Origin of the sequence: Pelodictyon phaeoclathratiforme BU-1 (assembly GCF_000020645.1) — a bacterium.
Classification (GTDB): domain Bacteria; phylum Bacteroidota; class Chlorobiia; order Chlorobiales; family Chlorobiaceae; genus Chlorobium; species Chlorobium phaeoclathratiforme.
This window is the reverse complement of record NC_011060.1, coordinates 2,755,700-2,781,987: the sequence shown is the minus strand read 5'-3', so window position 1 is coordinate 2,781,987 and position 26,288 is coordinate 2,755,700. Positions and strand designations below refer to the sequence as shown.

Here is a 26,288-nt window from a genome sequence, read left to right as displayed (position 1 = left end):
AAAAAAGCCCCGCGATGATGCGCAGGGCTTTTCAATCTTCGTCGTCGCCTTATGGTTTATTATGTTCAGCAATGAGCTGCTGGGCAACATCCGGGGGCGCTTCTTCGTAATGGCTGAAATTATAAGAGTATCGTGCCCGGCTTTGGGTCAGTCGTGTCAAGGCATGATGGAAGGTCGTCAGCGAGGACTGGGGTATGAGTGCATGGATGATCTGCAGCCTTACGTCAGAGTCCATTCCAAGAATTTTACCCCGCTTGCTTGAAATATCACCCACGATTTCTCCGGTATACTGTTCCGGAGCATAGACATGCAAAGCAAAAACAGGTTCAAGCAGAAAGGGTTTTGCATGTTCGAATGCATTTTTGAATGCCATGCTTGCCGCGATTTTAAAGGCAAATTCCGAGCTGTCGACCGGGTGGAATGACCCATCGTAGGCAATTGCTTTGAGATCGATAACGGGATACCCAGCGAGAATACCGTTTGTAATGGCCTCTCGAAGTCCCTTTTCTACTGCGGGCAGATACCTTGTTGGAACAACGCCTCCTACAACCTCGCTTGCGAACTCAAATCCGGTGTCTCTTGCGAGAGGTTCAAGCTTTACCCATACATCGCCATACTGTCCTTTCCCACCGGACTGTTTTTTATACTTGCCCTGGGCAGATGCCGCTACTCGGATCGTTTCACGGTAAGGGATTTTGATGGGAGCTATATCAACCTTTACATTGAACTTTGCCTGAAGTCGGGTGATAATGGTATCAAGATGCGTTTCGCCAAGGGTTTTCAGGATGGTCTGGTTGAACTCAACATCATGCTCTATGGCAAAACTTGGATCTTCTTCGTGCAAGTGATGCAGGCCGGCAGAAATTTTTTCTTCATCACCCTGGGTGATGGGAATAATAGCTGTCGCCAGCACGGGTAGCGGAAAAATGATAGGGCTTATCCGGCAACTGGTTCCTTTGTCTGCCAGAGTATCATTTGTATGTGCATCTTTCAGCTTCACAACCATACCAATATCTCCGGCAAGGAGCTTGTCCACGGGGCTTTTTTTCTGACCGAGAATGGTATAGACCTGGCCCAGTTTTTCAAGCTGTTCAGTCTGGACATCAATCAGCTCATGGCCGGTCTCAATGTGGCCGGAATAGACTCTGAGATAGGAAATCTCACCGACTCGGGGTTCAGACATTGTTTTAAAAATAAAAGCAATTGTCGGTCCATCCGGGTTGGGTTGAATAAGGCTTTTGGTTTCATCAATCGTGCAGATCGCATGTTCCGGACCGCGCTCAATGGGAGAGGGACAGAGATTGACAATGACATTCAGCAACCTCTCTGATCCGATCAGGTGAAGTGGCGATGTACAGAAAACCGGGAAAAATGTTCTGGTAACCAGCGCCGATTTGATTCCTGTCCTCAGCTCATCCTCCGTCAGCGTTCCAATCTCGAAAAAGCGATCCATAAGCGCTTCATCAGTCTCGGCAATGGTCTCGACCAGTTGCTGGTGGAGCTCTTCCGCACGCTTGAGATGGTGCTCCGGAATGTCGGAGATGGTCATACCTCCGGTTTTGTCAGGATTGAACTCAAGCTGTTTCATCAGCAAAACATCAATAAGGGTATGGTGCCCAAGGCCCTCATCGGCGGGAAACTGTATCGGGGTAACAAGATGACCGAAATGATCCTGGAGTCCCTGTATGGTGGTGTTGAAGTTGGTTCGGTCGGCATCGAGCTTGGTCAGAATAAAGAGGGTCGGCTTGTAGTACTCTTTGGTATACTCCCAGATGGTGTCCGTGCCGACCTCAACACCTGATGCGGTATTGACGGTAATGAAGACGGTATCAGCCACCCGCATTGCAGATTTGACATCTCCGTGAAAGTCGAGCAGGCCGGGAGTGTCGATAATATTGATTTTACAGTCATTCCAGAACCCATTGATAAGGCTGGTGTTGAGGCTGTGTTTTCTTTGGATCTCATCAAGAGAGTAGTCGGAAAGGGTGTTTCCTTCATCAATCGTGCCAAGGCGGTTTATGACACCCATCGTCAGGGCAAGTGATTCAGCGAGGATGGTCTTGCCGCTTCCGGCATGGCCTGTAATGACAATGTTTCGCAATTGATCCGGTTGTACGGCTTGCATAGCAGGACTCCTTTTTTTGACTGATAACGAAATAGTAAGCGGCAGCGTCTGTTTTGAAAAAGCAGCTCGATAAATAATAAACAAAAAAAAGTCTGATTTGCTGTTGCAGGGACAAGGAAATGGTCGGGAAAAAAAGATATATTTTCGATTATGTACAGCGGCAAATTGCTTGCCAGGCCTTCTTGTGTATATAAAGCAGGTAACAACCATAAAAAATATTTTGTTATGCCTATTATCACTCAGATTCTTGCACGTCAGATCCTTGATTCAAGGGGAAATCCAACGGTCGAAGTCGATGTCTATACGGAAAGTTCATTCGGGCGTGCGGCTGTACCCAGCGGAGCCTCGACAGGTGTTCATGAAGCTGTGGAACTGAGGGATGGTGATGCAGCCGTCTATCTTGGCAAAGGCGTGCTCAAGGCTGTCGAGAATGTCAATACGGTCATTAATGATGCTCTGACCGGGATGCTGGTTACGGAGCAGGAAGAGATCGATCAGGCGTTGCTTGATCTTGATGGAACACCGAACAAATCGAAGCTTGGCGCCAATGCGCTTCTTGGTGTTTCGATGGCTTGTGCAAAAGCAGGTGCTGAATATTCCGGCCTTCCGCTCTACCGCTATATCGGCGGCACCATGGCCAGCACGCTTCCGGTTCCGATGATGAATGTTCTTAATGGCGGAGCCCATGCGGACAACACCGTTGATTTTCAGGAATTCATGATCATGCCTGCCGGATTTGACACCTTCTCTGATGCTCTTCGCTGTGGGGCTGAAATATTTCATGCACTCAAGGCTCTTCTGAAAAGCAAAGGGTTGAGCACGGCTGTTGGTGATGAGGGTGGTTTTGCTCCGAATTTAAGCTCAAACGAAGAGGCAATTGAACTGGTAATCGAGGCCATTGGCAAAGCTGGTTACAAGGTTGGTTCACCGACGGATAAAGGTGGTTTGGGTGATGCGCAGGTCATGATTGCCCTTGATCCTGCAAGCTCCGAGTTCTATGATTCTGCCAAAAAACGCTATGTGTTCAAAAAATCATCGAAACGCGAGCTGACCTCTCTTGAGATGGCCGAATACTGGGAAAAATGGGCCAGTGACTATCCGATTATTTCAATCGAGGATGGTATGGCCGAAGATGACTGGGAAGGATGGAAAGTGCTGACCGAGAAAATCGGTTCGCGCGTACAGCTTGTTGGTGATGATCTCTTTGTAACCAACAGTAAAAGACTTGCAGAAGGCATTGAGCGGGGTGTTGCCAACTCCATACTTGTCAAAGTCAACCAGATCGGCACGTTGACTGAAACGCTCGATGCAATTGATCTTGCAAAAAGAAACGGATACACTTCAGTTATCAGCCATCGCAGCGGTGAAACCGAGGATAGCACGATTGCCCAGATTGCTGTGGCAACAAATGCTGGTCAGATCAAGACCGGCAGTCTGTCGCGTTCCGACCGTATGGCAAAGTATAATGAACTGCTTCGCATTGAAGAGGAGCTTGGTGATCAGGCTCGCTACCCCGGAAGAAAGGCTTTCCGGGTATAAAGAACTCCGCACAGGGAATCCGTCACAAAATGGGTTCCCTTTGCGTTTCTCCCGCCTTTGTGACTCCCGGCAGTGCATGGCAAACTTAAGCGTTTTGGTATCGTGGAAAAGATGGGCAAGAGAATCTGGGAATATGTTCGCTTCAACCCCAAAAATTTATTTTTCAGGGTGTTGTTGGCCATGTTTGTCTTCTGGATGCTGTTTGATGATTATGGTATCATGAAACGGATCCGTATGGAGGCTGAGCACCGCGCGCTTCTTGATCGCCTGAAGGTCGAGCAGAAGAAAATTATTGATAATGAACTGCGAATCACCTACGCCATGAAACCCGATAGCATAGAGAAGGCGGCAAGGGAAAGATATAATTTCCGAAAACCTGGTGAAACCCTGTTTATCATCAGGGCGCAGTAATTTTTTGTCTAATCGTTCTCCTATTCCCATGTATCAGTATCGTCGTCGATTAACTCGTGAAGTAGTTTTTGGAAATAGAGCATTGGGGGGCTACCAGCCAATACGGGTAGAGTCCATGACCAATACCCATACACTGGATACTGCAGCAACCGTTGAGCAGTGCAGAAGGTTGTATGATGCCGGTTGCGAAATTATCCGTCTCACCGTTCCTACCGAGAGAGACGCTGAAAATTTACGGAATATCAGAGATCAGCTCCGTCGGGATGGAATTGATACCCCGCTTGTCGCTGACATCCATTTTTCCGTGCGTGCAGCGCTCAAGGCGGTTGAATTTGTTGAAAACATCCGCATCAATCCTGGCAATTATGCCACCAGCCAGAAGTTTTTAAACAGTGATTATTCGGAAGAGGAGTATCTGAAAGAGCTTGATCATGTTCGGCTTGAATTTGCTCCTCTGGTTGAGAAAGCGCGTCAACTCGGTGTTTCCATGAGAATTGGCACCAATCATGGTTCTTTGTCCGACCGCGTAGTCAGTCGCTACGGCAATTCGGCGGAAGGTATGGTTGAAGCTGCTCTTGAATTTGCCCGTATCAGTGAAGAGATGGGCTATTTCGATATCCTTTTTTCCATGAAATCGTCCAATGTCCGCGTCATGATCCAGGCTTATCGCCTGCTTGTCGAAAAAGCAGATGCCGAGCTTCGCTATGCCTATCCGCTCCATCTTGGGGTAACCGAGGCTGGCGATGGCGATGAGGGACGTGTTAAATCGGCGATGGGCATCGGAGCGCTTCTTGAGGATGGTCTTGGTGATACCATAAGGGTCTCTTTGACTGAGGATCCTGTCAACGAGGTTCCTGTTGGTTTTGCTCTGGTCAAAAAGTATAACGACTTCCATCTGGTAAAAGGGGATAAAGGCTCTCTTCCTCTGAAACATGTTCTTGAAAGTCAAAACAGGAAGGCATACCAGCCAGCGCTCGATTCTCAGGAACCTCTTCCTTTCAATCCATTCAGCTATCAGCGCCGGGAGTCTCGTCAGACTCTGCTGGGTGGCATGGCCATAGGTGGTGACAATCTGCCGAGAGTTGAAACGGAAGCAGTGGCTCCACTTTCAGAGAGTCAGGCCGTTTTTGAAGAGGTCATGCAAAGGCTTGCACCAGAAAAGCCTCAGGATGCTATTCGCTCCGAGTTTGTTTCTGTTCGCGTCAACGACAAGGCTGATCTTGAGTCACTTGATCGACTGATCGGCAAGCTTGGCGATTATGCCCCCTTTTTGGTTGCCTCGACAAATGATCTGGCCATTTTTGCCCAATTGCTCGATAAAGTCTCAAAAGTCAGGTTTGATATCGTTGAAGGGGAGCGGCTTGGAGAAGATTTTTTACATCTTTTTGATCATGAGTGCCAGGCAGTCGTTGAACTCTGCTTTATCCATGAAACGGCAGGGAACAGAGCGCCTGCAGAGGTGCTTGCCCATTTCGCAAAAAAGATTCGCAGCCAGGGTGTGCAGCGACTCATTTTTTCGATTCTCTCAACCGATTCTGTTTTTGTGTATCGTCGTCTTGTGGAGGTATTTAACCGTTACGCTCTCGATTATCCTCTCATCGTTCGCTTCAAAAAAGAGTCTTCTGACCGACTTGAAACGTTGATCGACAGTTCAGTACAGGCAGGAACTCTATTTTGTGATGGTATTGGAGACATGCTCGCGTTTCATACCAGCCTCTCCTGGGATGATGAGGTGCAACTGGCATTCAACATACTTCAGGGCGCAAGAGTCAGAATGTCAAAAACGGAATTTATCTCCTGTCCAGGCTGTGGCAGAACCTATTTCGAACTGGAAAAGGCTACAGCAGCCATTAAACAGAGAACGGTTCATCTCAAAGGGCTGAAGATTGGCATCATGGGCTGTATCGTCAACGGTCCTGGTGAGATGGCCGATGCCGATTTTGGTTATGTTGGCGCCGGAAAAAATCGCATCAGCCTCTATGTTGGAAAGGAGTGTGTTGAGGAAAATATTTCGGAACTTGATGCCGTTGACCGGCTCATCGATCTTATCAGAGAGCGTGGGAAATGGGTTGATCCGCCATGCAGCATGCCTTGATAACAGGAGCATCCATGGGTATTGGTGCAGCCTTTGCCCGGGAGTATGCCCGTCAAGGTCATAATCTTGTACTGGTTGCCCGCTCGCATGCTCTCTTGCAGACTCTGGCAGAGGAGCTTCGGCGGGAAAGTGGGGTTGCAGTGACGGTTTGTGTTGAAGATCTGAGTGATGCCGAAAGCCCGGCCCGGATTTATGCATGCTGTCGGAGGCAGCATATCGGGGTTGATCTTCTTGTTAATTGCGCAGGGTTATCGTATGCTGGCGATTTTCAGGAGATTCCGTTTGGAAAGCTCGAAGAGATGATGATGGTCAATATGATGGCAATGGCCCGTCTTACGCGTCTTTTTTTGCCGGATATGGTCACAAAAAGAGTCGGGAGCATTATTAATGTCGCCTCTCTTGGTGCTCTTCAGGGAGTTCCTGGCCTTGGTCTCTATTCGGCCACAAAAGCATTTGTTTTAACGCTCAGCGAAGCGCTTCACGGAGAGCTGAAAGGAACGGGGGTAAAAGTGGTTGCGGTCTGTCCCGGTTTCATCAACACAGACTTTTTTGAACATGCAGGTCATAACAGAGCAAACCTCCGTCTTCCGGTGTATGGGACTGGCGTGGTTGTTAAAGCAGCAATCAAAGGTCTGAAAAAAAACAGGGTACGGGTATTTCCCACCCTGATTGATACGGTTCTGGTCTTTTCACAAAGAGCGGTTTCGAGGAAAATTGTTATACGCATTGCCGGTTTTATTGCAGCAGTAAAGGATTGTTGATAAATTATTTCTTTTTTCTTTGTATATCCATAATCAGTCACTATATTACCAGCCCTGTTTTTTGAGTGAGAGAGCTGCTGGTGTAGCTCAATTGGTAGAGCAGCTGATTTGTAATCAGCAGGTTGCGGGTTCGAGTCCCATCACCAGCTCTGAATGAAATGGGTAGGTAGCGAAGTGGTTAAACGCAACAGACTGTAAATCTGTCGACTCTGTCTTCGGAGGTTCGAATCCTCCCCTACCCACAGTTTATCTTGTCAGGCTGATGTAGCTCAGTCGGTAGAGCACTTCCTTGGTAAGGAAGAGGTCATCGGTTCGAATCCGATCATCAGCTCCGGTTTTTGGGGTATTGATAGTATACGTCAGTAGCTTAATTGGTAGAGCAGCGGTCTCCAAAACCGCAGGTTGGGGGTTCGATTCCCTCCTGACGTGCACGCAGAAAAAATTTTCACTGTAGTTTATTTTGCACTTGTATTCATGAATAAATATATCGGCAAGGCAGGTCAGTATTATCGTGATGTAATCAGTGAGATGCGGAAGGTTATCTGGCCGAGCAAGGAAGAGATCAAGGATTTGACGATAGTAGTGTTGACGGTTTCGGGTATTCTTGCATTGTTTACATTTCTTGTCGATTGGGTTATAAATTTCGTTATGGGAAAGTTATTGTAAGAAAAAGTGTTAAGGTTGAATTGATGAGCGCAAGAAAAAAGGACGTTGAAGATCAGGGTGTTCCGGTTGCCCGCTGGTATGCGCTCAGGATTTATTCAGGCCATGAGCGCAAGGTTAAGGAGGCTATTGATGCGGATGTGATTCGCTGTGGCCTTGCCGACAAGATATTACAGATTTATGTCCCTTATGAGCGTTTTGTCGAGGTAAAAAACGGCAAAAAAAGAAGTTTGACAAAAAATGCTTTTCCTGGTTATGTCCTTATTGAGGCAGTACTTGACAAGCAGACGAGGAATTTGATCCTTGATATACCCTCTGTTATGGGTTTTCTTGGTGTAGATGATGTCCCTACCCCGTTGAGACCGGAAGAGGTAGAGAAGATACTTGAGCCGGAGAGCACTATTGAACATCGCTCTGTTGTTGAGGCTCCCTTCAGGATTGGTGATTCGGTAAAGGTGATTGACGGCCCGTTCAGTTCACTGACCGGTGTTGTTCATGAGGTGTGCACCGAAAGGATGAAGGTCAAGGTCATGATAAGCTTTTTTGGTCGCAGTACGCCGACAGAGCTTGATTTTTCACAGGTTAAGTCAGTTTCCCAATAATAGTTGCTTAAGTAATTTAAGCTTCTGAATAGAGATAGTTTATGGCAAAAAAGGTACTCGGTTTTATCAAGCTTCAGATCCCGGCTGGTGCAGCGAACCCTGCTCCTCCTGTCGGTCCCGCCCTTGGACAGAAGGGTGTCAATATCATGGAGTTTTGCAAGCAGTTCAATGCGAAAACCCAGTCTGAAGCGGGGATGATTATCCCTGTAGTTATTACGGTATACTCTGACAAGTCCTTTACGTTTATTACCAAGACCCCTCCTGCAGCCGTTCTTCTCCTCAAAGAGGCGAGTTTGAAGAAAGGTTCAGGTGAACCAAATCGCAATAAGGTCGGGACGGTTACCCGTGACCAGGTTCGCAAGATTGCTGAACTGAAAATGCCGGATCTCAATGCAGTCAACAGCGAAGGGGCTGAAGAGATGATCATGGGTACGGCGAGAAGTATGGGAATTGTTGTTGAGGGCTGAGAACAGTTCTCTTCTGTTTTGGGCTGTGGGAGGCTGAAAAGCCGCTTTTTTTTACCACTTATATAAGATTGTAACAATGGCTGGAAAAAAATACAGAGATGCCGCATCGAAGATCGAACGCTTTCATGAGTACGATCTGGTGGATGCTGTGGTGAAGGTGAGGGAAATTACCGAAGTTAAATTTGATGCGACAGTTGATATTGCCGTAAAGCTTGGTGTTGATCCTCGACATGCTGATCAGGTAGTTCGTGGCACGGTGATGTTGCCGCATGGTACCGGTAAAACGGTTTCTGTGCTGGTCGTCTGCAAAGAGGCAAAAGCTGAAGAAGCTCGTGCTGCAGGAGCAGACATGGTAGGTTTTGAGGAGTATATCGAGAAGATTCAGGAAGGATGGACCGGTGTTGATGTTATTATAGCGACTCCTGATGTTATGGGACAACTTGGTAAAGTTGCCAAGATTCTTGGACCTCGCGGTTTAATGCCAAACCCGAAGTCGGGAACCGTGACGATGGATGTGGCCAAGGCTGTCAAAGAGGTCAAGGCCGGTAAAATCGAGTTCAGAGTAGATAAAGCCGGAAATGTACATGCCCCTGTCGGCAAGGTTTCGTTTCAGCCTGATCAGTTGGTTGCCAATATTACCAGCTTCCTCAAGGAGGTTGTTCGTCTCAAGCCATCAGCAGCCAAGGGTCAGTATGTGCAGGGAATTGCGCTTTCAAGCACGATGTCCCCGAGCGTGAAGGTTAAAATGGAAAAATTTGTCGCCTAATAAAAACGGTTTATACGATGAAGCGAGATAGAAAAGAGGAGATCGTTCAGGAAGTAGCTGAAAAGATCAACAGGTCACAGGGTATATATCTGACGGAATTTCAGGGGTTGAGCGTCGCAAAAATGTCTGAGCTTCGCCGTGAGTTCCGCAAGGTCGGCGTTGAGTATCGCGTTGTTAAAAACACCCTGATCAAACAGGCATTGAAAGACCTTGCTGGTGCAGACAAGCTGGCTCCGGGTCTCAAAAGTACAACAGCAGTTGCATTTGGATTTGATGATCCCGTTGCTCCGGCAAAGGTTATCAGGAAGTTCAGCAAAACCAATGATGCGCTGAAGTTCAAGATGGCGTCGATTGATGGTGTTGTTTTTGGTCCTGATCAGCTCCCGCTTCTTTCCGAGATGCTTACCAAGACGGAAAATATTGGTCGTGCTGCTGGTCTGATCAACGGTGTGGTCAGTTCTGTTCCGATGGTGGTCAATGCGGTTATGAGAAACCTGGTCTGTGCTCTCGATCAGATCGCCAAGCAGAAGCAATAAATTACACAATACTATTACGCACTCAAGAAATTATTATACATTTTAAATTAAACAAGAGAGGGGAATAATGTCTATCGAAACACTTGTAGAGGAAATTGGTAAGTTGACTCTTACAGAAGCTTCAGAGTTGGTGAAGGCTCTTGAAGAGAAGTTTGGCGTCAGTGCTGCCCCTGTTGCAGTTGCCGGAGTGGCAGCCGCAGCCGCAGGTGATGCGCCAGTTGTGGAAGAACAGACCGAGTTTGACGTTGTGCTGACAGCCGCAGGCGAAAGCAAAATCAATGTGATCAAGGCAGTTCGTGCTATTACAGGTCTTGGTCTGAAAGAGGCAAAGGATCTTGTCGATGGCGCTCCGAAGACGGTTAAAGAAGCAATTTCCAAGGATGAAGCAGAAAAGATTGCCAAAGAGCTGAAGGACGCAGGTGCATCAGTAGAGGTTAAATGATCTTTGAAAAGAGTCATTACTAAAGCCAAGCTCCGTTTCGATATGAGACGGAGCTTTGTCTGTTTGTATAAGAACAGTATTGTGAGGTAGTTCCCGTGATGATACGATTAAGGTTAAGCCGATTGTTATCTGTAGTCCGGTTATGTTTTTATGGATATTTGTGATGACTTAATCTGTTAGTAATTCATGCAATTGATAAAAGTGAGGTGCATGTGAAAGTGGCTGATGCAACAACAACACCCTGTATTGACTTTTCAAAAATCCAAAGTATTATAGAGCCCCCCGACCTCTTAAAAGTCCAGTTAGATTCATTCCATAATTTTATACAGGATAGCGTACCTCTCGCCAAAAGAAAAGATCAGGGTCTTGAGAGGGTGCTTCGCGGAGCATTCCCCATTACTGATACCCGGGGTCTCTACCTGCTTGAGTATATTTCATACAGCTTTGATAAACCAAAGTATACCATAGAGGATTGTATTGAGCGCGGCCTGACCTACGATGTCTCCCTTAAAGTCAAGCTAAAACTCTCCTATAAAGATGAGGCTGATGAGACAGACTGGAAGGAGACCATACAGCAGGAGGTTTACCTTGGCAGGATTCCTTACATGACCAACCGCGGCACCTTTATTGTCAACGGCGCTGAACGTGTTGTGGTCGCTCAGCTTCACCGCTCGCCCGGTGTTGTTTTCAGTGAGGCAGTCCATCCGAATGGCAAGAAAATGTATTCGGCAAAAATTGTACCGACCAGAGGTTCATGGATTGAGTTTCAGACCGATATCAATAATCAGATATTTGTCTATATCGACCAGAAAAAAAACTTTCTCGTCAGTGCGCTTTTGCGTGCCATAGGTTTTGCCAGAGACGAAGATATTCTCGGACTCTTTGATCTTGTTGAAGAGCTTCCTCTGAAGTCAAGCAAAAAAGAGCAGCTTGTCGGGCAGTATCTTGCTTCCGACATTGTTGACATGCAGACCGGAGAGGTGGTGAGTGCGAGGACAGCGATAACGGAGGATATTTTTGAGCAGATTCTTGCTGCCGGCTATAAAAGTGTCAAGGTGATGAAGACCTTTGCAGGCGGCGACAAGGGCGTAGACAAATCGATCATCATCAATACCATTCTCAATGACAATTCAGCGACCGAAGAAGAGGCGCTTGAGATTGTCTATGAAGAGTTGAGGGCCAATGAAGCTCCCGATATTGATGCTGCAAGGAGTTTTCTGGAGAGAACTTTCTTTAATCAGAAAAAATATGATCTCGGAGAGGTTGGCCGTTACAGGATCAAGAAAAAGCTCGCTAAAGAATTTGATGATCTGACTGCCTATCTCGCTGAAAAGCCTGAGTTGAAGCAGTTGTCGGATACCATTTACGAGAAAATTCTCCAGACGATACAATCGTTCTCTGATGAGCCGACAGGTGAGGATATTCTGGTGCTGACGCATTATGATATCATTTCAGTCATCTATTATCTCATCAAGCTGGTCAACGGTCTTGCCGATGTTGACGATGTCGATCATCTGGCAAACCGCCGCGTGCGTTCGGTCGGAGAACAGCTTGCAGCCCAGTTTGTTATTGGACTGGCCAGGATGGGAAAAAATGTTCGCGAGAAGCTCAACTCCAGAGACTCGGATAAAATAGCTCCTGCAGACCTGATCAACGCACGTACCGTATCGAGCGTTGTATCAAGTTTCTTTGCAACAAGCCAGTTGTCACAGTTCATGGACCAGACCAATCCTCTGGCTGAAATGACCAACAAGAGAAGGGTTTCTGCCCTTGGACCAGGTGGTCTTACCAGAGAGCGGGCAGGTTTTGAGGTTCGTGACGTTCACTATACACACTATGGCAGGCTCTGTCCGATTGAAACACCTGAAGGTCCCAATATCGGTCTGATCTCCTCGCTTTCAGTCTATGCCGAGATTAACGATAAAGGTTTTATCCAGACACCTTATCGTGTGGTTGATAAAGGTCAGGTGACGGATACCGTTCTGATGCTTTCGGCTGAAGATGAAGAAAACAAGATAACGGTACCAGTCAGTGTTCCCCTTGACGAAAACCGAAAGATTGCCATGGAGACGGTTCAGGCCAGGACAAAAGGAGATTATCCGGTTGTTGCGGCTGAGGATGTCAACTATATGGATGTCTCTCCCGTACAGATTGTTAGTGCTGCAGCAGCGCTGATTCCCTTCCTTGAGCACGATGACGGTAACCGCGCACTGATGGGTGCAAACATGCAACGCCAGGCGGTTCCGCTCTTAACCTCGGAAGCTCCTGTTGTCGGTACCGGTATGGAAGCAAAGGTGGCTCGGGATTCCCGTTCAGTCATTGTTGCCGAAGGGGCCGGAGTGCTCGAAGATGTTACGGCAGAATATATCCAGGTGCGTTATGATCTCAATCCTGACAATGATGTTCGCCTCTCGATGCTTGATCCTGATGAAGGGCTGAAAACCTATAAATTAATCAAGTTCAAGCGATCCAACCAGGACACCTGTATTTCACAGAAACCTCTTGTTCACATTGGTCAGCGTGTCGAAAAAGGAACCGTTCTTGCAGATAGCTCATCGACCGATAATGGTGAACTGGCACTTGGAAAAAACGTTCTGGTCGCCTTCATGCCCTGGCGTGGCTATAATTTTGAAGATGCTATCATTCTCAGTGAAAGGCTGGTCTATGACGATGTCTTTACCTCAATCCATATTCATGAATTCGAGGCCAATGTCCGGGATACCAAGCGTGGCGAAGAGCAGTTTACCCGTGACATCTACAATGTCAGTGATGAAGCGCTCAGAAACCTTGACGAGAATGGTATTGTGCGCATCGGTGCGGAAGTCAAGGAGCGGGATATTCTTGTCGGAAAAATAACGCCAAAAGGAGAGAGCGATCCAACACCGGAAGAGAAGCTGCTCAGGGCGATTTTCGGTGATAAATCGAGTGATGTCAAGGATGCTTCAATGCATGTGCCAGCCGGAATGAAGGGTATTGTTATCAAGACAAAGCTCTTCAGCCGCAAGAAAAAGGTTGGTATGGATGTAAAGGAAAAGCTTGAGGTTGTCGACAAGAGATTTGATTCCAAAGAGTATGATTTGCGAAAGCGGTTTGCAAAATGGATCAAACAGCTTCTTGGAGGCAAAAGCTCGGTTGGTGTATACAATGATAAAGGCAAACAGCTCATTGCCGAGGGTTCGGTGTACGATGAAATCCTTCTTGCGAAGTTCAGCGCAATGCCTTTCCTCGAGTCCATCGACTTTACAAAAGGGTTGACCGATTCCAAAAAAGTAAATGACAATGTCATACGCCTTGTCAAAGAGTTCCGTTTCATGCTCAAGGATCTGGCTGATGAGCGTGACAACGAAAAATATAAAATCAATGTTGGCGATGAACTTCCTCCAGGAATCGAGGAGCTGGCCAAAGTCTACATTGCCCAGAAAAGAAAGATTCAGGTCGGCGACAAGATGGCCGGTCGGCACGGAAACAAGGGTGTTGTCGGTAAAATTCTCTCGATTGAGGATATGCCTTTCATGGCTGATGGTACCCCGGTTGACATTGTTCTCAACCCGCTTGGTGTGCCGAGCCGTATGAATATTGGCCAGCTCTATGAAACATCGCTCGGCTGGGCAGCAAAGAAGCTTGGTGTCAAGTTCAAGACACCGATTTTCAATGGCGCTACCTATGAGGAAGTACAGGCTGAACTTGAAAGAGCTGGTCTTCCGGCTCATGGAAAAGTAAGTCTTTTCGATGGTCGTACCGGCGAGCGCTTTGATGACGAAGTGACAATTGGGTATATTTACATGCTCAAACTCAGTCACCTTGTCGATGACAAGATTCATGCCCGTTCCACTGGCCCATACTCGCTCATAACCCAGCAGCCGCTTGGTGGTAAAGCGCAGTTTGGTGGTCAGAGGTTTGGTGAAATGGAGGTTTGGGCACTTGAAGCTTATGGCGCGGCCAATATCCTTCGGGAGATGCTGACGGTCAAATCAGATGATGTGATAGGGCGGAACAAAACCTATGAGGCCATTGTTAAAGGACAGAACCTGCCAGAGCCAGGAATACCTGAATCCTTCAATGTTCTTGTCAGGGAGCTGCAAGGATTAGGTCTTGAGATACGTATTGACGACAAGGTTCCTTAGTAATGTGTTAATTGGCGTGTACATCATTAACGGACGTTCAAAAGAGTCGTTTAAAAAGGGATATTGACTATGATTTTTTCACAGGGAGCATCGCCCTTAAAAGGTGAATTTTCACGAATAAAGTTTAGTATTGCATCACCTGAAAGCATTCTTGCTCATTCACGGGGAGAGGTACTGAAGCCGGAGACGATAAACTACCGTACGTTCAAACCGGAACGTGACGGTTTGATGTGCGAAAAAATATTTGGCCCGACAAAGGATTGGGAGTGTTATTGCGGTAAATACAAGCGTGTACGCTATAAAGGGATTATCTGCGACCGTTGCGGCGTAGAGGTTACGACCAAGAGTGTCCGCAGGGAGCGTATGGGCCATATCGCCCTCGCTGTTCCTGTGGTGCATACCTGGTTTTTCCGTTCGGTTCCAAGCAAGATCGGTGCACTGCTTGACCTTTCGACCAAAGAGCTTGAAAGGATCATCTATTATGAAGTCTATGTTGTCATCAATCCCGGTGAACCTGGTGAAAAGCAGGGGATCAAGAAACTCGATCGTCTGACTGAAGAGCAATATTTCCAGATTATCACCGAGTATGAGGATAATCAGGATCTTGAGGATTCAGACCCTGACAAGTTTGTGGCGAAAATGGGTGGCGAAGCCATTCATATGCTTCTCAAGAACATAGACCTTGACGCATCAGCGATACATCTGCGTAAAGTGCTCAAAGAGAGCAATTCAGAGCAGAAAAGAGCCGATGCGCTGAAACGGCTGAAAGTTGTTGAGGCCTTCAGAAAGAGTTATGAGCCGCACAAAAAAACCAGGAAAAAGCCTCAGGGTCTTTTCCCTGAAGATGAGCTTCCCGAGCCCTACGTCTATGAAGGCAACAAGCCGGAATATATGGTGATGGAAGTCGTTCCGGTCATTCCTCCGGAACTGCGTCCACTTGTTCCCCTTGAAGGTGGCCGGTTCGCTACCTCAGATCTGAATGATCTGTATCGCCGGGTAATTATTCGCAACAACCGGCTGAAAAAACTGATCGATATCCGTGCTCCTGAGGTTATTCTTCGAAACGAGAAGAGAATGCTCCAGGAAGCGGTTGATGCCCTGTTTGATAACTCTCGCAAAGCCAATGCAGTCAAGACCGGAGAGTCAAACAGGCCGCTGAAATCACTTTCAGATGCCCTGAAGGGCAAGCAGGGTCGATTCCGCCAGAACCTTCTTGGTAAAAGGGTCGATTATTCAGGCCGTTCGGTTATCGTTGTCGGACCGGAATTAAAACTGCATGAGTGCGGTCTGCCGAAAAGTATGGCTATTGAGCTTTTTCAGCCCTTTGTGATTCGTCGTCTTGTTGATCGCGGTATTGCAAAATCGGTCAAATCGGCCAAGAAGCTTATTGATAAAAAAGATCCGATTGTCTGGGACGTCCTTGAAAAGGTTATTGACGGCAGGCCGGTTCTGCTGAACAGGGCGCCGACTCTTCATCGACTCGGTATCCAGGCATTCCAGCCCCTGCTGATTGAAGGCAAGGCCATTCAGATTCACCCTCTGGTCTGTACAGCGTTCAACGCTGACTTTGATGGTGACCAGATGGCTGTACACATCCCATTGTCGCAGGAAGCGCAGCTTGAAGCATCACTCCTCATGCTGTCGTCTCATAATCTGATTTTGCCGCAGTCTGGCAAGCCAGTTACGGTTCCTTCACAGGACATGGTACTCGGTATGTACTACCTGACAAAGTCACGCTCCAGAGATCTTGGCGAGGGGCAGATATTCTACAGCCCTCAGGATGTTCTTATAGCATATAACGAAGAGCGTGTGGGTCTTCATGCCCAGATTTTCGTCCAGTATGATGGCGAGATTGATCAGAAATTCGATTCGCTGCGTGTCCTTGATACAATGACGGATCTGACGGCAGAAAAGTCTGCCTGGCTCAAAGCGCAGATAGAGAAGAAATGCATTTTGCTGACGACGGTTGGCCGGGTGATTTTCAACCAGAATGTGCCAAAAGAAATAGGCTTTATCAACCGTGTTATTGACAAAAAGGTTGCAAAGGAGCTGATCGGGCGACTGAGCAGTGAGGTTGGTAATGTTGAAACAGCCAAATTCCTTGACAATATCAAGGAGGTCGGTTTCCACTATGCGATGAAAGGCGGACTTTCAGTTGGTCTGTCCGATGCCATTGTGCCTGAAACCAAGGCACGCCATATCAAGAGTGCGCAGCGGGACAGCACAAAAGTTGTCAAGGAGTACAATCGCGGAACACTGACAGACAATGAACGTTACAACCAGATTGTTGACGTCTGGCAGAAAACCTCCAATATCGTTGCAGAAGAGTCATACCAGAAGCTGAAAAAAGATCGTGATGGTTTCAATCCGCTCTATATGATGCTTGATTCCGGAGCCCGTGGCTCCAGGGAGCAGGTTCGTCAGTTGACCGGTATGCGAGGTCTTATTGCTCGTCCTCAGAAATCCATGTCGGGACAGCCGGGTGAAATTATTGAAAACCCGATTATCTCGAACCTCAAGGAGGGACTGACCGTTCTTGAGTACTTCATTTCAACACACGGTGCGCGGAAAGGTCTTTCCGATACGTCACTGAAGACGGCTGATGCAGGTTACCTGACCAGACGACTTCATGATGTGGCGCAGGACGTCATTGTAACTATTGATGACTGCGGAACAACTCGTGGACTCTATGTACACCGCAATATTGAGGAAGAGACCAGCGGCCAGATCAAGTTCCGGGAAAAAATCAAGGGTCGTGTCGCTGCCCGCGATATCATCGATACCCTGAACAATAATGTTATCGTAAATTCCGGTGAAATTATCACTGAAGAGCTTGCCGAGCTTATTCAGGAGACTGCCGGTGTTGAAGAGGCGGAGATCCGTTCAGTGCTGACCTGTGAATCCAAAATCGGCATCTGTTCAAAATGTTATGGAACAAACCTTTCGGTCCATGAACTTGTTGAAATTGGAGAAGCGGTTGGTGTTATTGCTGCACAGTCGATCGGAGAGCCTGGAACACAGTTGACACTTCGTACCTTCCACCAGGGTGGTACGGCACAGGGTGGTATTTCGGAAACCGAGACCAAAGCCTTCTATGATGGCCAAATTCAGTTTGAGGATATCAAGACTGTTGAGCATACTGCCATTAATGAGGATGGCGTTGCAGATCTGAGGATCATTGTTATCCAGAAAAACGGCAAGATCAATATTGCCGATCCTGAATCCGGAAAGATACTGAAACGTTATCTTGTGCCTCATGGCGCGCATCTGCACTGTAAAAACGGCTCACTTGTCAAAAAAGACCAGGTGATGTTCAGCAGTGAGCCCAACAGCACACAGATCATTGCAGAAATTCCGGGTATCATCAAGTTTGCTGATATTGAAAAAGGTATCACCTACAAGGAAGAGGTTGATCCCCAGACCGGATTTTCGCAGCACACCATCATCAACTGGCGTTCAAAGCTGAGAGCTACTGAAACAAGGGAGCCAAGGTTGATGATTATTGATGCAAGCGGAGAGGTAAGAAAGACCTACCCCGTTCCAATCAAGTCAAATCTTTATGTCGAAGACGGGCAGAAAGTTGAGCCTGGCGACATCATGGCCAAGGTACCAAGAAACCTCGACCGTGTCGGAGGCGATATTACCGCCGGTCTGCCAAAAGTTACCGAGCTGTTCGAAGCCCGAATTCCTACAGATCCTGCAATCGTTACAGAAATTGACGGCTATGTCAGTTTCGGTTCACAGCGCAGAAGCAGTAAGGAGATCAAGGTTAAAAACGACTTTGGTGAAGAGAAGGTCTACTATGTCCAGGTTGGAAAGCATGTGCTTGCCAACGAAGGTGATGAGGTCAAGGCAGGCGATCCGCTGACGGATGGCGCCGTATCACCACAGGATATCCTCCGTATTCAGGGCCCCAATGCAGTCCAGCAGTACCTTGTGAACGAGATTCAGAAAGTGTACCAGATCAATGCGGGTGTGGAGATCAACGACAAGCATCTTGAGGTTATTGTGCGCCAGATGCTTCAGAAAGTACGGGTTGAAGAGCCTGGAGATACCGATCTGCTGCCTGGAGACCTGATTGACCGGAGCGCTTTTGTTGAGTCAAACCAGAGTGTAGCCGAAAAGGTACGCATCACTGAAAAAGGCGATGCTCCTGCAAGGATTCAGGATAGTCAGCTCCATAAGGTGCGTGACATCACCAAACTGAATCGCGAGCTTCGCAAGAACAGCAAAAACATGATTGCGTTTGAACCAGCCCTTCAGGCAACATCGCATCCGGTACTCCTTGGCATAACAAGCGCAGCTCTTCAGACAGAGAGTGTCATTTCCGCAGCATCGTTCCAGGAGACCACCAAGGTCTTGACCGACGCGGCTGTTGCAGGAAAGGTTGACTATCTGGCAGGACTGAAAGAAAACGTCATTGTCGGCAAGCTGATCCCTGCCGGTACGGGACTGAAGAGGTATAAAGCTATAAAACTGACGGGTGAAGGTCAGGAGAGTAACGCAACCGAACGGGTGGTTGAAGAGCCTGCAACCAGGGAAGGTTTCGCCAATGAGCGATAACCCTTTCTGTCAGGAGAGATGAAGCAAAAAAAAAGGGAGACTCGGCGGTCTCCCTTTTTTTTGTTACTTCTTTTCAAACCGGAAGGTTTCAAGAAACCCGGTATCAAAATCACCGCTTTGAAAAACAGGAGAGTGCATGACCTGTTTATGGAACGGGATCGTGGTTTTTACCCCCACAACAATGAACTCATCCAGTGCGCGTGACATCCTTGCAATGGCTTCGTCGCGTGTGTGCGCGGTAACAATAAGCTTTGCTATCATCGAGTCGTAGTTTGATGGTACCACATAGCTTGCATAGGCATGTGAGTCAACCCTGACACCATGACCACCCGGAGTATGGAAAACGGTCAGTTGTCCTGGTGAGGGGCGGAACAGGTGTTCCGGATCCTCGGCATTGATGCGACACTCAATGGAGTGGCCCCTTGGCGTAAAGGAGCGGCCCTCGAGTGATTCACCGGCAGCAACAAGAATCTGCTCCTTGACGATATCTACATTGTAGCGCTCTTCAGTAACCGGATGCTCAACCTGGATGCGTGTATTCATCTCCATGAAGTAGAAATCCCGGTGCCTGTCGAGCAGAAACTCGATAGTGCCAGCTCCTTCATAGTTGATCGCACGGGCGGCGGCTACTGCTGCATCGCCCATTTTTTTTCTCAGAGCCTCATCAACAACAGGGGAAGGTGTCTCCTCAATAAGTTTCTGGTGTCTTCTCTGCACCGTACAGTCGCGTTCCCCCAGATGAATGGTGTTCCCGTGCTGGTCGGAGAGGATCTGGATTTCAACGTGGCGAGGGTTTTCAAGATATTTCTCAATATAAACACCGCTATTGCCAAAAGCCTGCTCGGCTTCGCTGCGTGCCGTGTTCAGAGCCTTATCCAGTTGGCTCTCCTCGGTGACTACCCGCATACCCTTTCCGCCGCCACCAGCAGTTGGTTTGATGATAACCGGGTAACCCGTTTTTTTTGCCGTTTCAATGGCCTGCTTCAGATCGGTCACCAGTCCGGGACTTCCGGGGACCACGGGAACACTGGCAGCAATCATCGTTGCTTTCGCGGTGTTTTTATCACCCATCTGTTTGATCATTTTTGCCGTAGGGCCGATAAACTTGATGTTTGCCGATTCGCACACTTCAGCGAAATCAGCATTCTCAGCCAGAAATCCATATCCTGGATGAATCGCATCAGCATTGGTTACCTCTGCAGCAGCAATAATGCGGGGAATATTCAGATAACTCTCTCTTGACAAAGCTGGTCCAATACAGACAGCTTCATCGGCGTATTTGACATGGATAGATTCAGCATCAACTGTAGAATATACAGCAACGGTACTGATCCCCATTTCGCGGCAGGTCTGCATAATACGCAAGGCAATTTCACCGCGATTTGCAACAAGGATTTTCTTGAACAAGGCTTTTTCTGGATGAATGTTTATGGTTTAATACGGAACAGCGGCTGATCGTACTCGATGGCCTGTCCGTTTTCAACAAGAATTTCAACAATAGTTCCAGAAACCTCAGCTTCAATTTCGTTCATCAGTTTCATGGCTTCGATAATACAGAGAACATCTCCTTTTTTAACCGTGTCATTGATGGCAACAAAGGGAGGAGAATCAGGGGACGATGACTGGTAGAATGTTCCAACGATTGGCGAGCGGGACTCGATAAGGTCGGTGACGGGTTCAGACTTGACTGCCGGAGGTGGGGCATACGAAGCCAGGGGAAGGGCTTGCAAGGCAGGCGGTGCAGTTACGGGAACCTGTTGAAGTGTCCCTGTGGCGGAAGAACGCCTCAGGATTATTTTAAATTCACTCTCTTCGATAATTACTTCCTGAAGATCTGAGCCATTGATGATGTCAATGAGCTGCCTGATTTCGTTAAAGTCCATGATAATAGTAACTTGGTTTGTGAACGTTCGTCATGAAAAATCCTGCAGAAAATTACTTTTTGACTCTTTCAATATACTCACCAGTTCGGGTATCGACACGAATAATACTCCCGGTCTGGATGAACATAGGGACGCTGACTTCCGTACCGGTTTCAACCATCGCCGGTTTTGTTCCGCTGGTTGCCCTGTCATCCTTGGATGCAGGACTGGTTTCAGTTACCTCAACTTCAACAAAAGTGGGGAGTTCAACGCCAAGAATCGATGCATCGTCCGAGAACACAATAGTTACCGTGATTCCATCCTTGACAAAACGGGACGCAGATCCGATTGCGATTTCCGGCACGTTAATCTGGTCAAAGGTTTCACTGTCCATCATGACAAAATCACTGCCATCCCGGTAAAGATACTGATACTGTTTCCGTTCGGTGATGATCACATCAACGGACTCTGTAGCGCTGAAACGGTATTCAACATTTCTGCCTGATTTCAGGTTTCTCATGTTAGCCTGGTAAAAGGCACGCAGGTTACCCGGAGTCCGGTGCATAAGGCTTTCGATACTGTGAGGCTCACCCTTGAAGCGAATAATTGCACCTTTTGATACGTTACTGATTGAAATCATAAGCCGGATAAAAAATTGTCTTGTACAAATCACAGGGTTTTTCCCCGTTAAACGAACCTAAATATAACACAGTGCCGGACGAATACAAAGTGCCGTGAAACCAAACAATGATAATGGTAAAAAGCGATTGCATGTTTGTCACCTACTGTTTAAATTCAGAGAAAGTTGGGCGATGGCCCAGAGAGCTTCTTTTACTTTAATAACAATAATAAACATGTCATATGTCAAAAGCTGAGTTAGTCGAGAAAATTGCCGACCAGGCAAAACTGACCAAAGTTGACGCGGAGCGTGCGGTGAATGCCTTTATCAATGTTGTGATAGATTCATTGAAAGACGGTGATGATGTCACTCTTGTCGGCTTCGGAACATTTGCTGTAGGAAAGAGAGCTGAAAGGTTGGGGCGGAATCCACAGACTGGTGAAGCTATTACCATTGCCGCAAAAAATGTTGTCAAGTTTAAACCCGGCAAAGCGTTGAGGGACGGAATCTGCGGTTGAACCTCGATATTCCGCATTGTTGCCTGCTTTTAGCCCATCAGAAGCCTTTTTGCTTGATGGGCTTTTTTTATCACTAATGTTGCAGCACTATGGCCACGAAAGTTGTCCTTGATTTTGAAAAACCACTGTTTGAGCTTGAAGCCAAACTTGACGAAATGCGTCAGTGTCTCAGGAACAGCACGAGGGAGCAATCCCCGTCTGAAACGGAGATGCTCAATCATGATATAGAGACACTCGAGTTGAAAGTTGACGCCCTGCGACGTTCGATCTATAAAAATCTTACTCGCTGGCAGAAGGTACAACTTGCCCGTCATCCGGCAAGACCCTATACTCTCGACTACATTCACCTGATGACCCGTGATTTTCTTGAACTCGCGGGAGATCGTCGTTACAGCGATGACAAAGCCATTATTGGCGGTTTTGCCCGCATTGAAGAGAGCGCGACAGGTTTTTCGCAGCCAGTCATGATCATCGGTCATCAGAAAGGCCGCGATACCAAGTCCAATCTCTACCGCAATTTTGGCATGGCTCAGCCTGAAGGATATCGCAAGGCGCTTCGTTTGATGCAACTTGCCGAAAAATTCCGCAAACCAGTCATTACACTCATCGATACACCCGGAGCATTTCCTGGAATAGAAGCTGAGGAGCGGGGGACTGCGGAGGCGATTGCCCGGAACCTCTATGAAATGGCAAAACTGACTGTCCCTGTCATCTGTGTGATTATCGGTGAAGGTGCAAGCGGAGGCGCTATCGGGATCGGTGTTGGTGATCGTATTCTTATGGCTGAAAACAGTTGGTATTCGGTTATTTCACCTGAAAGCTGTTCCTCCATTCTCTGGAGAAGCTGGAAGTATAAAGAGCAGGCAGCCGAAGCCTTGCAGCTCACCGCTGTTGATCTTCTTTCGCAAGGTATTATTGACAGGATTATTCCTGAACCTGTAGGGGGAGCCCATACCGACCCTGACGTAATGGCTGCCACATTGAAAGAGATACTGATTGAAGAGCTGAAAGCGCTGCTGCCGAAAGATCCGGCAACGCTTGTCCATGAGAGGATAGAAAAATTTTCATCCATGGGTGTCTGGAATGAAGAAGAATAACAAATGAAAAAAGCCGGCATCAGTGCCGGCTTTTTTCATTTGAACGAGTAGTATTTCTACTTGATTTCGTAAGAGTTTTCTCCCTTGAGCAGTTCCTCAAGCGTTCCGCACGCATTCTTCTGTGCATCCCTGATCTGTTGGGAAAGAGCATCTTCATAGGTTACCCTCTCCTCAGCATAGAAGACGCCGAAAGGTCTTGGAAGAGCCTCATCGTCTGCAAAGCGGGCAAGAATAGATGCCTTGTTGATATCTTTTTCATCGTGAATCCAGAGGTCGCTGGTGGAGAACTCATCTTTATCGAGATCAACAACAACAGGCTTGAATCCGTCAAGCATGATTCCGCGATTTTTATCCTTTCCGAAAACAAAAGGCTTGTCCTGTTCAACGTAGATAGTATTACTGGCCTTATTCTCAGGAGTGGCAAATGCTTCGAACGCAGCATTGTTGAAAATGGGACAATTCTGGTAAATCTCAACCAGCGAAGTCCCCCTGTGCAGTGCAGCGCGCTGAAGAATCGAGCGGAGAAACTTGCCGTCACGGTCAAAAGCTCTCGCAAAGAAAGAGCCGCCGGAACCAATCGTCAAAGCAGCCGTATTAAACGGGTGATCAATAACGCCGGATGGAGAGGTAACGGTACGCAACCCTATTTTTGATGTTGGCGAATACTGACCTTTCGTCAGACCATAAATTTCATTGTTGAAGAGAAGAACATTAAGGTCAGGATTTCGTCTCAGGGTATGAATGAAATGGTTGCCGCCGATAGAAAGCGCATCACCATCACCCGTTCCAACCCATACACTCAAATCAGGACGAGCCACTTTCAGTCCGGTTGCCATGGGCAGCGCTCTGCCATGAATGCCGTGAACGCCATATGTGGCAAGGTAATAGGGGAGACGCGAGGAGCATCCGATACCAGAAACAAAGACGATGTTTTCCGGCGCAACACCCAGTTCCGGCAAAACATTTTTTATCTGTTGCAGTATAGCATGATCACCGCAACCAGGACACCATTTAGGCTCCTGATCGGAAGCAAAATTCTTTGCGGTAAGAACCGGTAAGGCTTTCATTATGGTATCGTTATCGGTCATGATTGAAGCTCCTTTAGAAGGTCGGTGATTTTATTCAGTATTTCCATCTCATTAAACGGTACTCCCTGCACCTTGGTAAAACCTTCAGGGGCGATCAGGAAGGTATCACGGATAATATGGATAAGCTGTCCGTTATTCAGTTCGGGAATCAACACCTTTTTATAGTTTCCGAGAATTTCGCCAAGGTTTTTCGGGAAGGGAAAGATATAGCGAAGGTGTGCATGAGCAACGTTGTACCCCTTTTCGATAGCCTGTTCAACAGCGGTTTTGATTGCGCCGTATGACGATCCCCATCCAAGCACAAGCAAATCACCACTCAACGCACCATTATCAATGCTCTGAAGCGGAATACTGTCGGCAATCCGTGCAATTTTTTCGGCACGAATTTTTGTCATCAGCTCATGATTCTCGGGGTCATGGGAGACGTTGCCGGTTTCATTCTGCTTTTCAAGTCCGCCGATACGATGTTCCAGCCCCCTGGTTCCGGGGATAGCCCAGGAGCGAACCTGACGATCATCCCGTTTGTAGGGCAGATAAGGAGCATCTTCCGGCTCTCTTGCCGGTTGAAAACGGGGAGTGATTTCAGCAAGATTCTCCGGACTTTCGACCTTCCAGGGTTCTGAACTCAGCGCAAGATAACCGTCCGAGAGACAAATAACCGGCGTCATATGCTCAACGGCAATTCGAGCAGCTTCATAGGTGGTATAGAAACAGTCAACAGGAGAGCGTGCAGCAAGCACCGGAAGTGGCGCCTCGCCATGGCGACCGTAAAGAGCCATGAACAGATCAGACTGTTCCGGTTTCGTCGGCAGACCGGTTGACGGGCCGCCCCGCTGAACATTGATGATAACCAAAGGTACCTCAAGAATGACTGCCAGGCCGAGAGCTTCAGTTTTCAGTGCAAGTCCGGGGCCAGAGGTATTTGTAGCGGCAAGCGCACCACCGTAGGCGGCACCGATGCTGCTCACAATACCGGCAATTTCATCTTCAGCCTGGAAGGTTTTTACGCCATACTTTTTCTTTTTGGCCAGAGTCTGCAAGATCTCGGTGGCCGGAGTGATCGGATACGAACCAAGAAAGAGCTCAAGTCCCGCTTTTTTGGAAGCAGCGGTCAGAGCGATAGCACAGGCCTCATTTCCGGTAACCCTGCGATAGATGCCATGCTGTTTTTGCGGTGAAATATCGAAACGGCCAAGGTTTGCAAAAAGCTCGGTTTCATCGCCAAAGAAATAACCAGCCTTCATCGCCTTGATATTGGCTTCGGCCATCCAGACATTTTTCTGAAACTTCGTCTGAAGCGTCTCCATCGTTCCTTCAAGCGGAAGCGTGTAGAGCCAGTAGAGTAACCCTAAAACAAACATATTCTTGCAGCGGTCAACCTCCTTGCTGCTCAGTCCACTCTCTTTCAGCGCTTCACGGGTAAGCTGTAGTACCGGTACAGGAAAAACGATATAGTTATCGAGAGAACCATCATGCAGGGGATCAGCCCCTTCGGGATAGCCTGCGAGTCTCAGATTTTTCTCATCGAACCCTTCAGTACCTGCAATAATAATACCGCCACGGTGGAGGTCTTTCAGATTTGCCTTCAATGCAGCAGAGTTCATCGCCACCATGACATCGAACCGGGCGCCCGGTGTATAGACCGGTTTACTGCTGAACTGGAGCTGAAAACCGGATACGCCGGCAATAGTCCCTGCTGGAGCCCGTATTTCGGATGGAAAATTCGGGAATGTATTCAGCTCTGTCCCATGAGTTGCCACCGTATTGGCAAACTGAGTACCAGTCAACTGCATACCATCACCCGAATCTCCAGCAAAAAGCACGGAGACACTGGTTTTCGACGTCACATTGACCTGTCTGGTTGTCTTTTTTGTATCAGTCATTGTCCCTGTTAATTACTTTTCAAGGTTAGTAAACAGCAAAAAAATCCCCGTGTCAATGATCATCGCCGCACGGAGGTCATTGAGTTGCTATCTGGTGAAATGTACTATTGGTGGGTAAAGAGAAGAC

20 protein-coding genes and 4 tRNA genes are annotated in these 26,288 nt (G+C 47.7%); 18 read left to right on the top strand and 6 right to left on the bottom strand.

All coding sequences use genetic code 11. The features are described 5' to 3' along the window. Positions 1 to 49: 49 nt before the first annotated feature. Positions 50 to 2,125: an elongation factor G gene (locus PPHA_RS13265; RefSeq protein WP_012509321.1), complete on the bottom strand. Its 2,076-nt coding sequence runs from the start codon at positions 2,123 to 2,125 to the stop codon at positions 50 to 52. A gap of 225 nt (positions 2,126 to 2,350) precedes the next feature. On the opposite strand from PPHA_RS13265, the gene eno reads away from it, so the two are divergent. From eno to rpoC, 16 genes are all read left to right on the top strand, one after another. Continuing rightward, positions 2,351 to 3,664: a phosphopyruvate hydratase gene (gene eno / locus PPHA_RS13260; RefSeq protein WP_012509320.1), complete on the top strand. Its 1,314-nt coding sequence runs from the start codon at positions 2,351 to 2,353 to the stop codon at positions 3,662 to 3,664. Between the two features lie 111 nt (positions 3,665 to 3,775). Then, positions 3,776 to 4,075, top strand: a complete 300-nt coding sequence (locus PPHA_RS13255; RefSeq protein WP_041526567.1) for an FtsB family cell division protein — start codon at positions 3,776 to 3,778, stop codon at positions 4,073 to 4,075. A 28-nt stretch (positions 4,076 to 4,103) separates the two neighbouring features. Continuing rightward, positions 4,104 to 6,170 carry a (E)-4-hydroxy-3-methylbut-2-enyl-diphosphate synthase gene (gene ispG / locus PPHA_RS13250; RefSeq protein WP_012509318.1) on the top strand — a complete coding sequence of 689 codons (2,067 nt, stop codon included), beginning with the start codon at positions 4,104 to 4,106 and terminating at the stop codon, positions 6,168 to 6,170. After that, a complete protein-coding gene (locus PPHA_RS13245; RefSeq protein ID WP_012509317.1) occupies positions 6,155 to 6,931 on the top strand; it encodes an SDR family NAD(P)-dependent oxidoreductase in 777 nt (258 codons plus the stop codon). Before ispG ends, PPHA_RS13245 begins: the two co-directional genes overlap by 16 nt. A 76-nt stretch (positions 6,932 to 7,007) precedes the next feature. Continuing rightward, positions 7,008 to 7,080: transfer RNA gene (locus tag PPHA_RS13240), tRNA-Thr, on the top strand. Between the two features lie 11 nt (positions 7,081 to 7,091). Continuing rightward, positions 7,092 to 7,173, top strand: a tRNA-Tyr gene (locus tag PPHA_RS13235). A 16-nt stretch (positions 7,174 to 7,189) separates the two neighbouring features. Next, a tRNA-Thr gene (locus PPHA_RS13230) sits at positions 7,190 to 7,262 on the top strand. A 25-nt stretch (positions 7,263 to 7,287) separates the two neighbouring features. After that, a tRNA-Trp gene (locus PPHA_RS13225) sits at positions 7,288 to 7,360 on the top strand. Positions 7,361 to 7,405: 45 nt separating this feature from the next. Next, positions 7,406 to 7,597, top strand: coding sequence for a preprotein translocase subunit SecE (gene secE / locus PPHA_RS13220; protein WP_012509316.1), 192 nt, complete (start codon positions 7,406 to 7,408; stop codon positions 7,595 to 7,597). Between the two features lie 23 nt (positions 7,598 to 7,620). Next, a complete protein-coding gene (nusG, locus tag PPHA_RS13215) occupies positions 7,621 to 8,196 on the top strand; it encodes a transcription termination/antitermination protein NusG (protein WP_012509315.1) in 576 nt (191 codons plus the stop codon). Positions 8,197 to 8,237: 41 nt separating this feature from the next. After that, the gene (rplK, locus tag PPHA_RS13210; protein ID WP_012509314.1) at positions 8,238 to 8,663 is read left to right on the top strand and encodes a 50S ribosomal protein L11; all 426 of its coding nucleotides are present in this window, start codon (positions 8,238 to 8,240) and stop codon (positions 8,661 to 8,663) included. Between the two features lie 76 nt (positions 8,664 to 8,739). Further along, positions 8,740 to 9,429, top strand: a complete 690-nt coding sequence (gene rplA / locus PPHA_RS13205; RefSeq protein WP_012509313.1) for a 50S ribosomal protein L1 — start codon at positions 8,740 to 8,742, stop codon at positions 9,427 to 9,429. A gap of 17 nt (positions 9,430 to 9,446) precedes the next feature. Next, positions 9,447 to 9,965 carry a 50S ribosomal protein L10 gene (gene rplJ, locus PPHA_RS13200; RefSeq protein WP_012509312.1) on the top strand — a complete coding sequence of 173 codons (519 nt, stop codon included), beginning with the start codon at positions 9,447 to 9,449 and terminating at the stop codon, positions 9,963 to 9,965. A 67-nt stretch (positions 9,966 to 10,032) separates the two neighbouring features. Continuing rightward, complete coding sequence (gene rplL, locus PPHA_RS13195; protein ID WP_012509311.1) at positions 10,033 to 10,407, top strand: 50S ribosomal protein L7/L12; 375 nt, start codon at positions 10,033 to 10,035, stop codon at positions 10,405 to 10,407. Between the two features lie 218 nt (positions 10,408 to 10,625). Beyond that, on the top strand, positions 10,626 to 14,531 hold the full coding sequence (gene rpoB, locus PPHA_RS13190) for a DNA-directed RNA polymerase subunit beta (protein ID WP_041526912.1): 3,906 nt from the start codon (positions 10,626 to 10,628) through the stop codon (positions 14,529 to 14,531). A 69-nt stretch (positions 14,532 to 14,600) separates the two neighbouring features. Next, positions 14,601 to 19,094: a DNA-directed RNA polymerase subunit beta' gene (rpoC, locus tag PPHA_RS13185; RefSeq protein WP_012509309.1), complete on the top strand. Its 4,494-nt coding sequence runs from the start codon at positions 14,601 to 14,603 to the stop codon at positions 19,092 to 19,094. A 63-nt stretch (positions 19,095 to 19,157) separates the two neighbouring features. On the opposite strand, the gene accC is transcribed toward rpoC, so the two are convergent. Genes accC through efp form a run of 3 tightly spaced genes read right to left on the bottom strand, consistent with a single transcriptional unit; the run spans position 19,158 to position 21,596 of the window. After that, positions 19,158 to 20,501 carry an acetyl-CoA carboxylase biotin carboxylase subunit gene (accC, locus tag PPHA_RS13180; protein WP_012509308.1) on the bottom strand — a complete coding sequence of 448 codons (1,344 nt, stop codon included), beginning with the start codon at positions 20,499 to 20,501 and terminating at the stop codon, positions 19,158 to 19,160. Positions 20,502 to 20,521: 20 nt separating this feature from the next. Continuing rightward, positions 20,522 to 20,977 (bottom strand): acetyl-CoA carboxylase biotin carboxyl carrier protein, encoded by a 456-nt coding sequence (accB, locus tag PPHA_RS13175; protein ID WP_012509307.1) that lies wholly within the window; start codon positions 20,975 to 20,977, stop codon positions 20,522 to 20,524. Positions 20,978 to 21,029: 52 nt separating this feature from the next. Next, the gene (efp, locus tag PPHA_RS13170; protein WP_012509306.1) at positions 21,030 to 21,596 is read right to left on the bottom strand and encodes an elongation factor P; all 567 of its coding nucleotides are present in this window, start codon (positions 21,594 to 21,596) and stop codon (positions 21,030 to 21,032) included. 221 nt (positions 21,597 to 21,817) lie between these two features. Here efp and PPHA_RS13165 point away from each other — a divergent pair, with 221 nt between their 5' ends. Further along, positions 21,818 to 22,093 (top strand): HU family DNA-binding protein, encoded by a 276-nt coding sequence (locus PPHA_RS13165; RefSeq protein WP_012509304.1) that lies wholly within the window; start codon positions 21,818 to 21,820, stop codon positions 22,091 to 22,093. Positions 22,094 to 22,182: 89 nt separating this feature from the next. Next, positions 22,183 to 23,190 (top strand): acetyl-CoA carboxylase carboxyltransferase subunit alpha, encoded by a 1,008-nt coding sequence (locus tag PPHA_RS13160; RefSeq protein WP_012509303.1) that lies wholly within the window; start codon positions 22,183 to 22,185, stop codon positions 23,188 to 23,190. A gap of 56 nt (positions 23,191 to 23,246) precedes the next feature. On the opposite strand, the gene PPHA_RS13155 is transcribed toward PPHA_RS13160, so the two are convergent. Together PPHA_RS13155 and PPHA_RS13150 are read right to left on the bottom strand one after the other, a co-directional pair. Beyond that, a complete protein-coding gene (locus PPHA_RS13155; protein WP_012509302.1) occupies positions 23,247 to 24,278 on the bottom strand; it encodes a 2-oxoacid:ferredoxin oxidoreductase subunit beta in 1,032 nt (343 codons plus the stop codon). Beyond that, on the bottom strand, positions 24,275 to 26,161 hold the full coding sequence (locus tag PPHA_RS13150; RefSeq protein ID WP_012509301.1) for a 2-oxoacid:acceptor oxidoreductase subunit alpha: 1,887 nt from the start codon (positions 26,159 to 26,161) through the stop codon (positions 24,275 to 24,277). Before PPHA_RS13150 ends, PPHA_RS13155 begins: the two co-directional genes overlap by 4 nt. Positions 26,162 to 26,288: the final 127 nt, after the last annotated feature.

Coding starts and splice junctions, on each gene's coding strand:
- PPHA_RS13265 (WP_012509321.1), bottom strand. CDS start 2,125: ATGCAAGCCGTACAACCGGATCAATTGCGAAACATTGTCATTACAGGC.
- eno (WP_012509320.1), top strand. CDS start 2,351: ATGCCTATTATCACTCAGATTCTTGCACGTCAGATCCTTGATTCAAGG.
- PPHA_RS13255 (WP_041526567.1), top strand. CDS start 3,776: ATGGGCAAGAGAATCTGGGAATATGTTCGCTTCAACCCCAAAAATTTA.
- ispG (WP_012509318.1), top strand. CDS start 4,104: ATGTATCAGTATCGTCGTCGATTAACTCGTGAAGTAGTTTTTGGAAAT.
- PPHA_RS13245 (WP_012509317.1), top strand. CDS start 6,155: ATGCAGCATGCCTTGATAACAGGAGCATCCATGGGTATTGGTGCAGCC.
- secE (WP_012509316.1), top strand. CDS start 7,406: ATGAATAAATATATCGGCAAGGCAGGTCAGTATTATCGTGATGTAATC.
- nusG (WP_012509315.1), top strand. CDS start 7,621: ATGAGCGCAAGAAAAAAGGACGTTGAAGATCAGGGTGTTCCGGTTGCC.
- rplK (WP_012509314.1), top strand. CDS start 8,238: ATGGCAAAAAAGGTACTCGGTTTTATCAAGCTTCAGATCCCGGCTGGT.
- rplA (WP_012509313.1), top strand. CDS start 8,740: ATGGCTGGAAAAAAATACAGAGATGCCGCATCGAAGATCGAACGCTTT.
- rplJ (WP_012509312.1), top strand. CDS start 9,447: ATGAAGCGAGATAGAAAAGAGGAGATCGTTCAGGAAGTAGCTGAAAAG.
- rplL (WP_012509311.1), top strand. CDS start 10,033: ATGTCTATCGAAACACTTGTAGAGGAAATTGGTAAGTTGACTCTTACA.
- rpoC (WP_012509309.1), top strand. CDS start 14,601: ATGATTTTTTCACAGGGAGCATCGCCCTTAAAAGGTGAATTTTCACGA.
- accB (WP_012509307.1), bottom strand. CDS start 20,977: ATGGACTTTAACGAAATCAGGCAGCTCATTGACATCATCAATGGCTCA.
- efp (WP_012509306.1), bottom strand. CDS start 21,596: ATGATTTCAATCAGTAACGTATCAAAAGGTGCAATTATTCGCTTCAAG.
- PPHA_RS13165 (WP_012509304.1), top strand. CDS start 21,818: ATGTCAAAAGCTGAGTTAGTCGAGAAAATTGCCGACCAGGCAAAACTG.
- PPHA_RS13160 (WP_012509303.1), top strand. CDS start 22,183: ATGGCCACGAAAGTTGTCCTTGATTTTGAAAAACCACTGTTTGAGCTT.
- PPHA_RS13155 (WP_012509302.1), bottom strand. CDS start 24,278: ATGACCGATAACGATACCATAATGAAAGCCTTACCGGTTCTTACCGCA.
- PPHA_RS13150 (WP_012509301.1), bottom strand. CDS start 26,161: ATGACTGATACAAAAAAGACAACCAGACAGGTCAATGTGACGTCGAAA.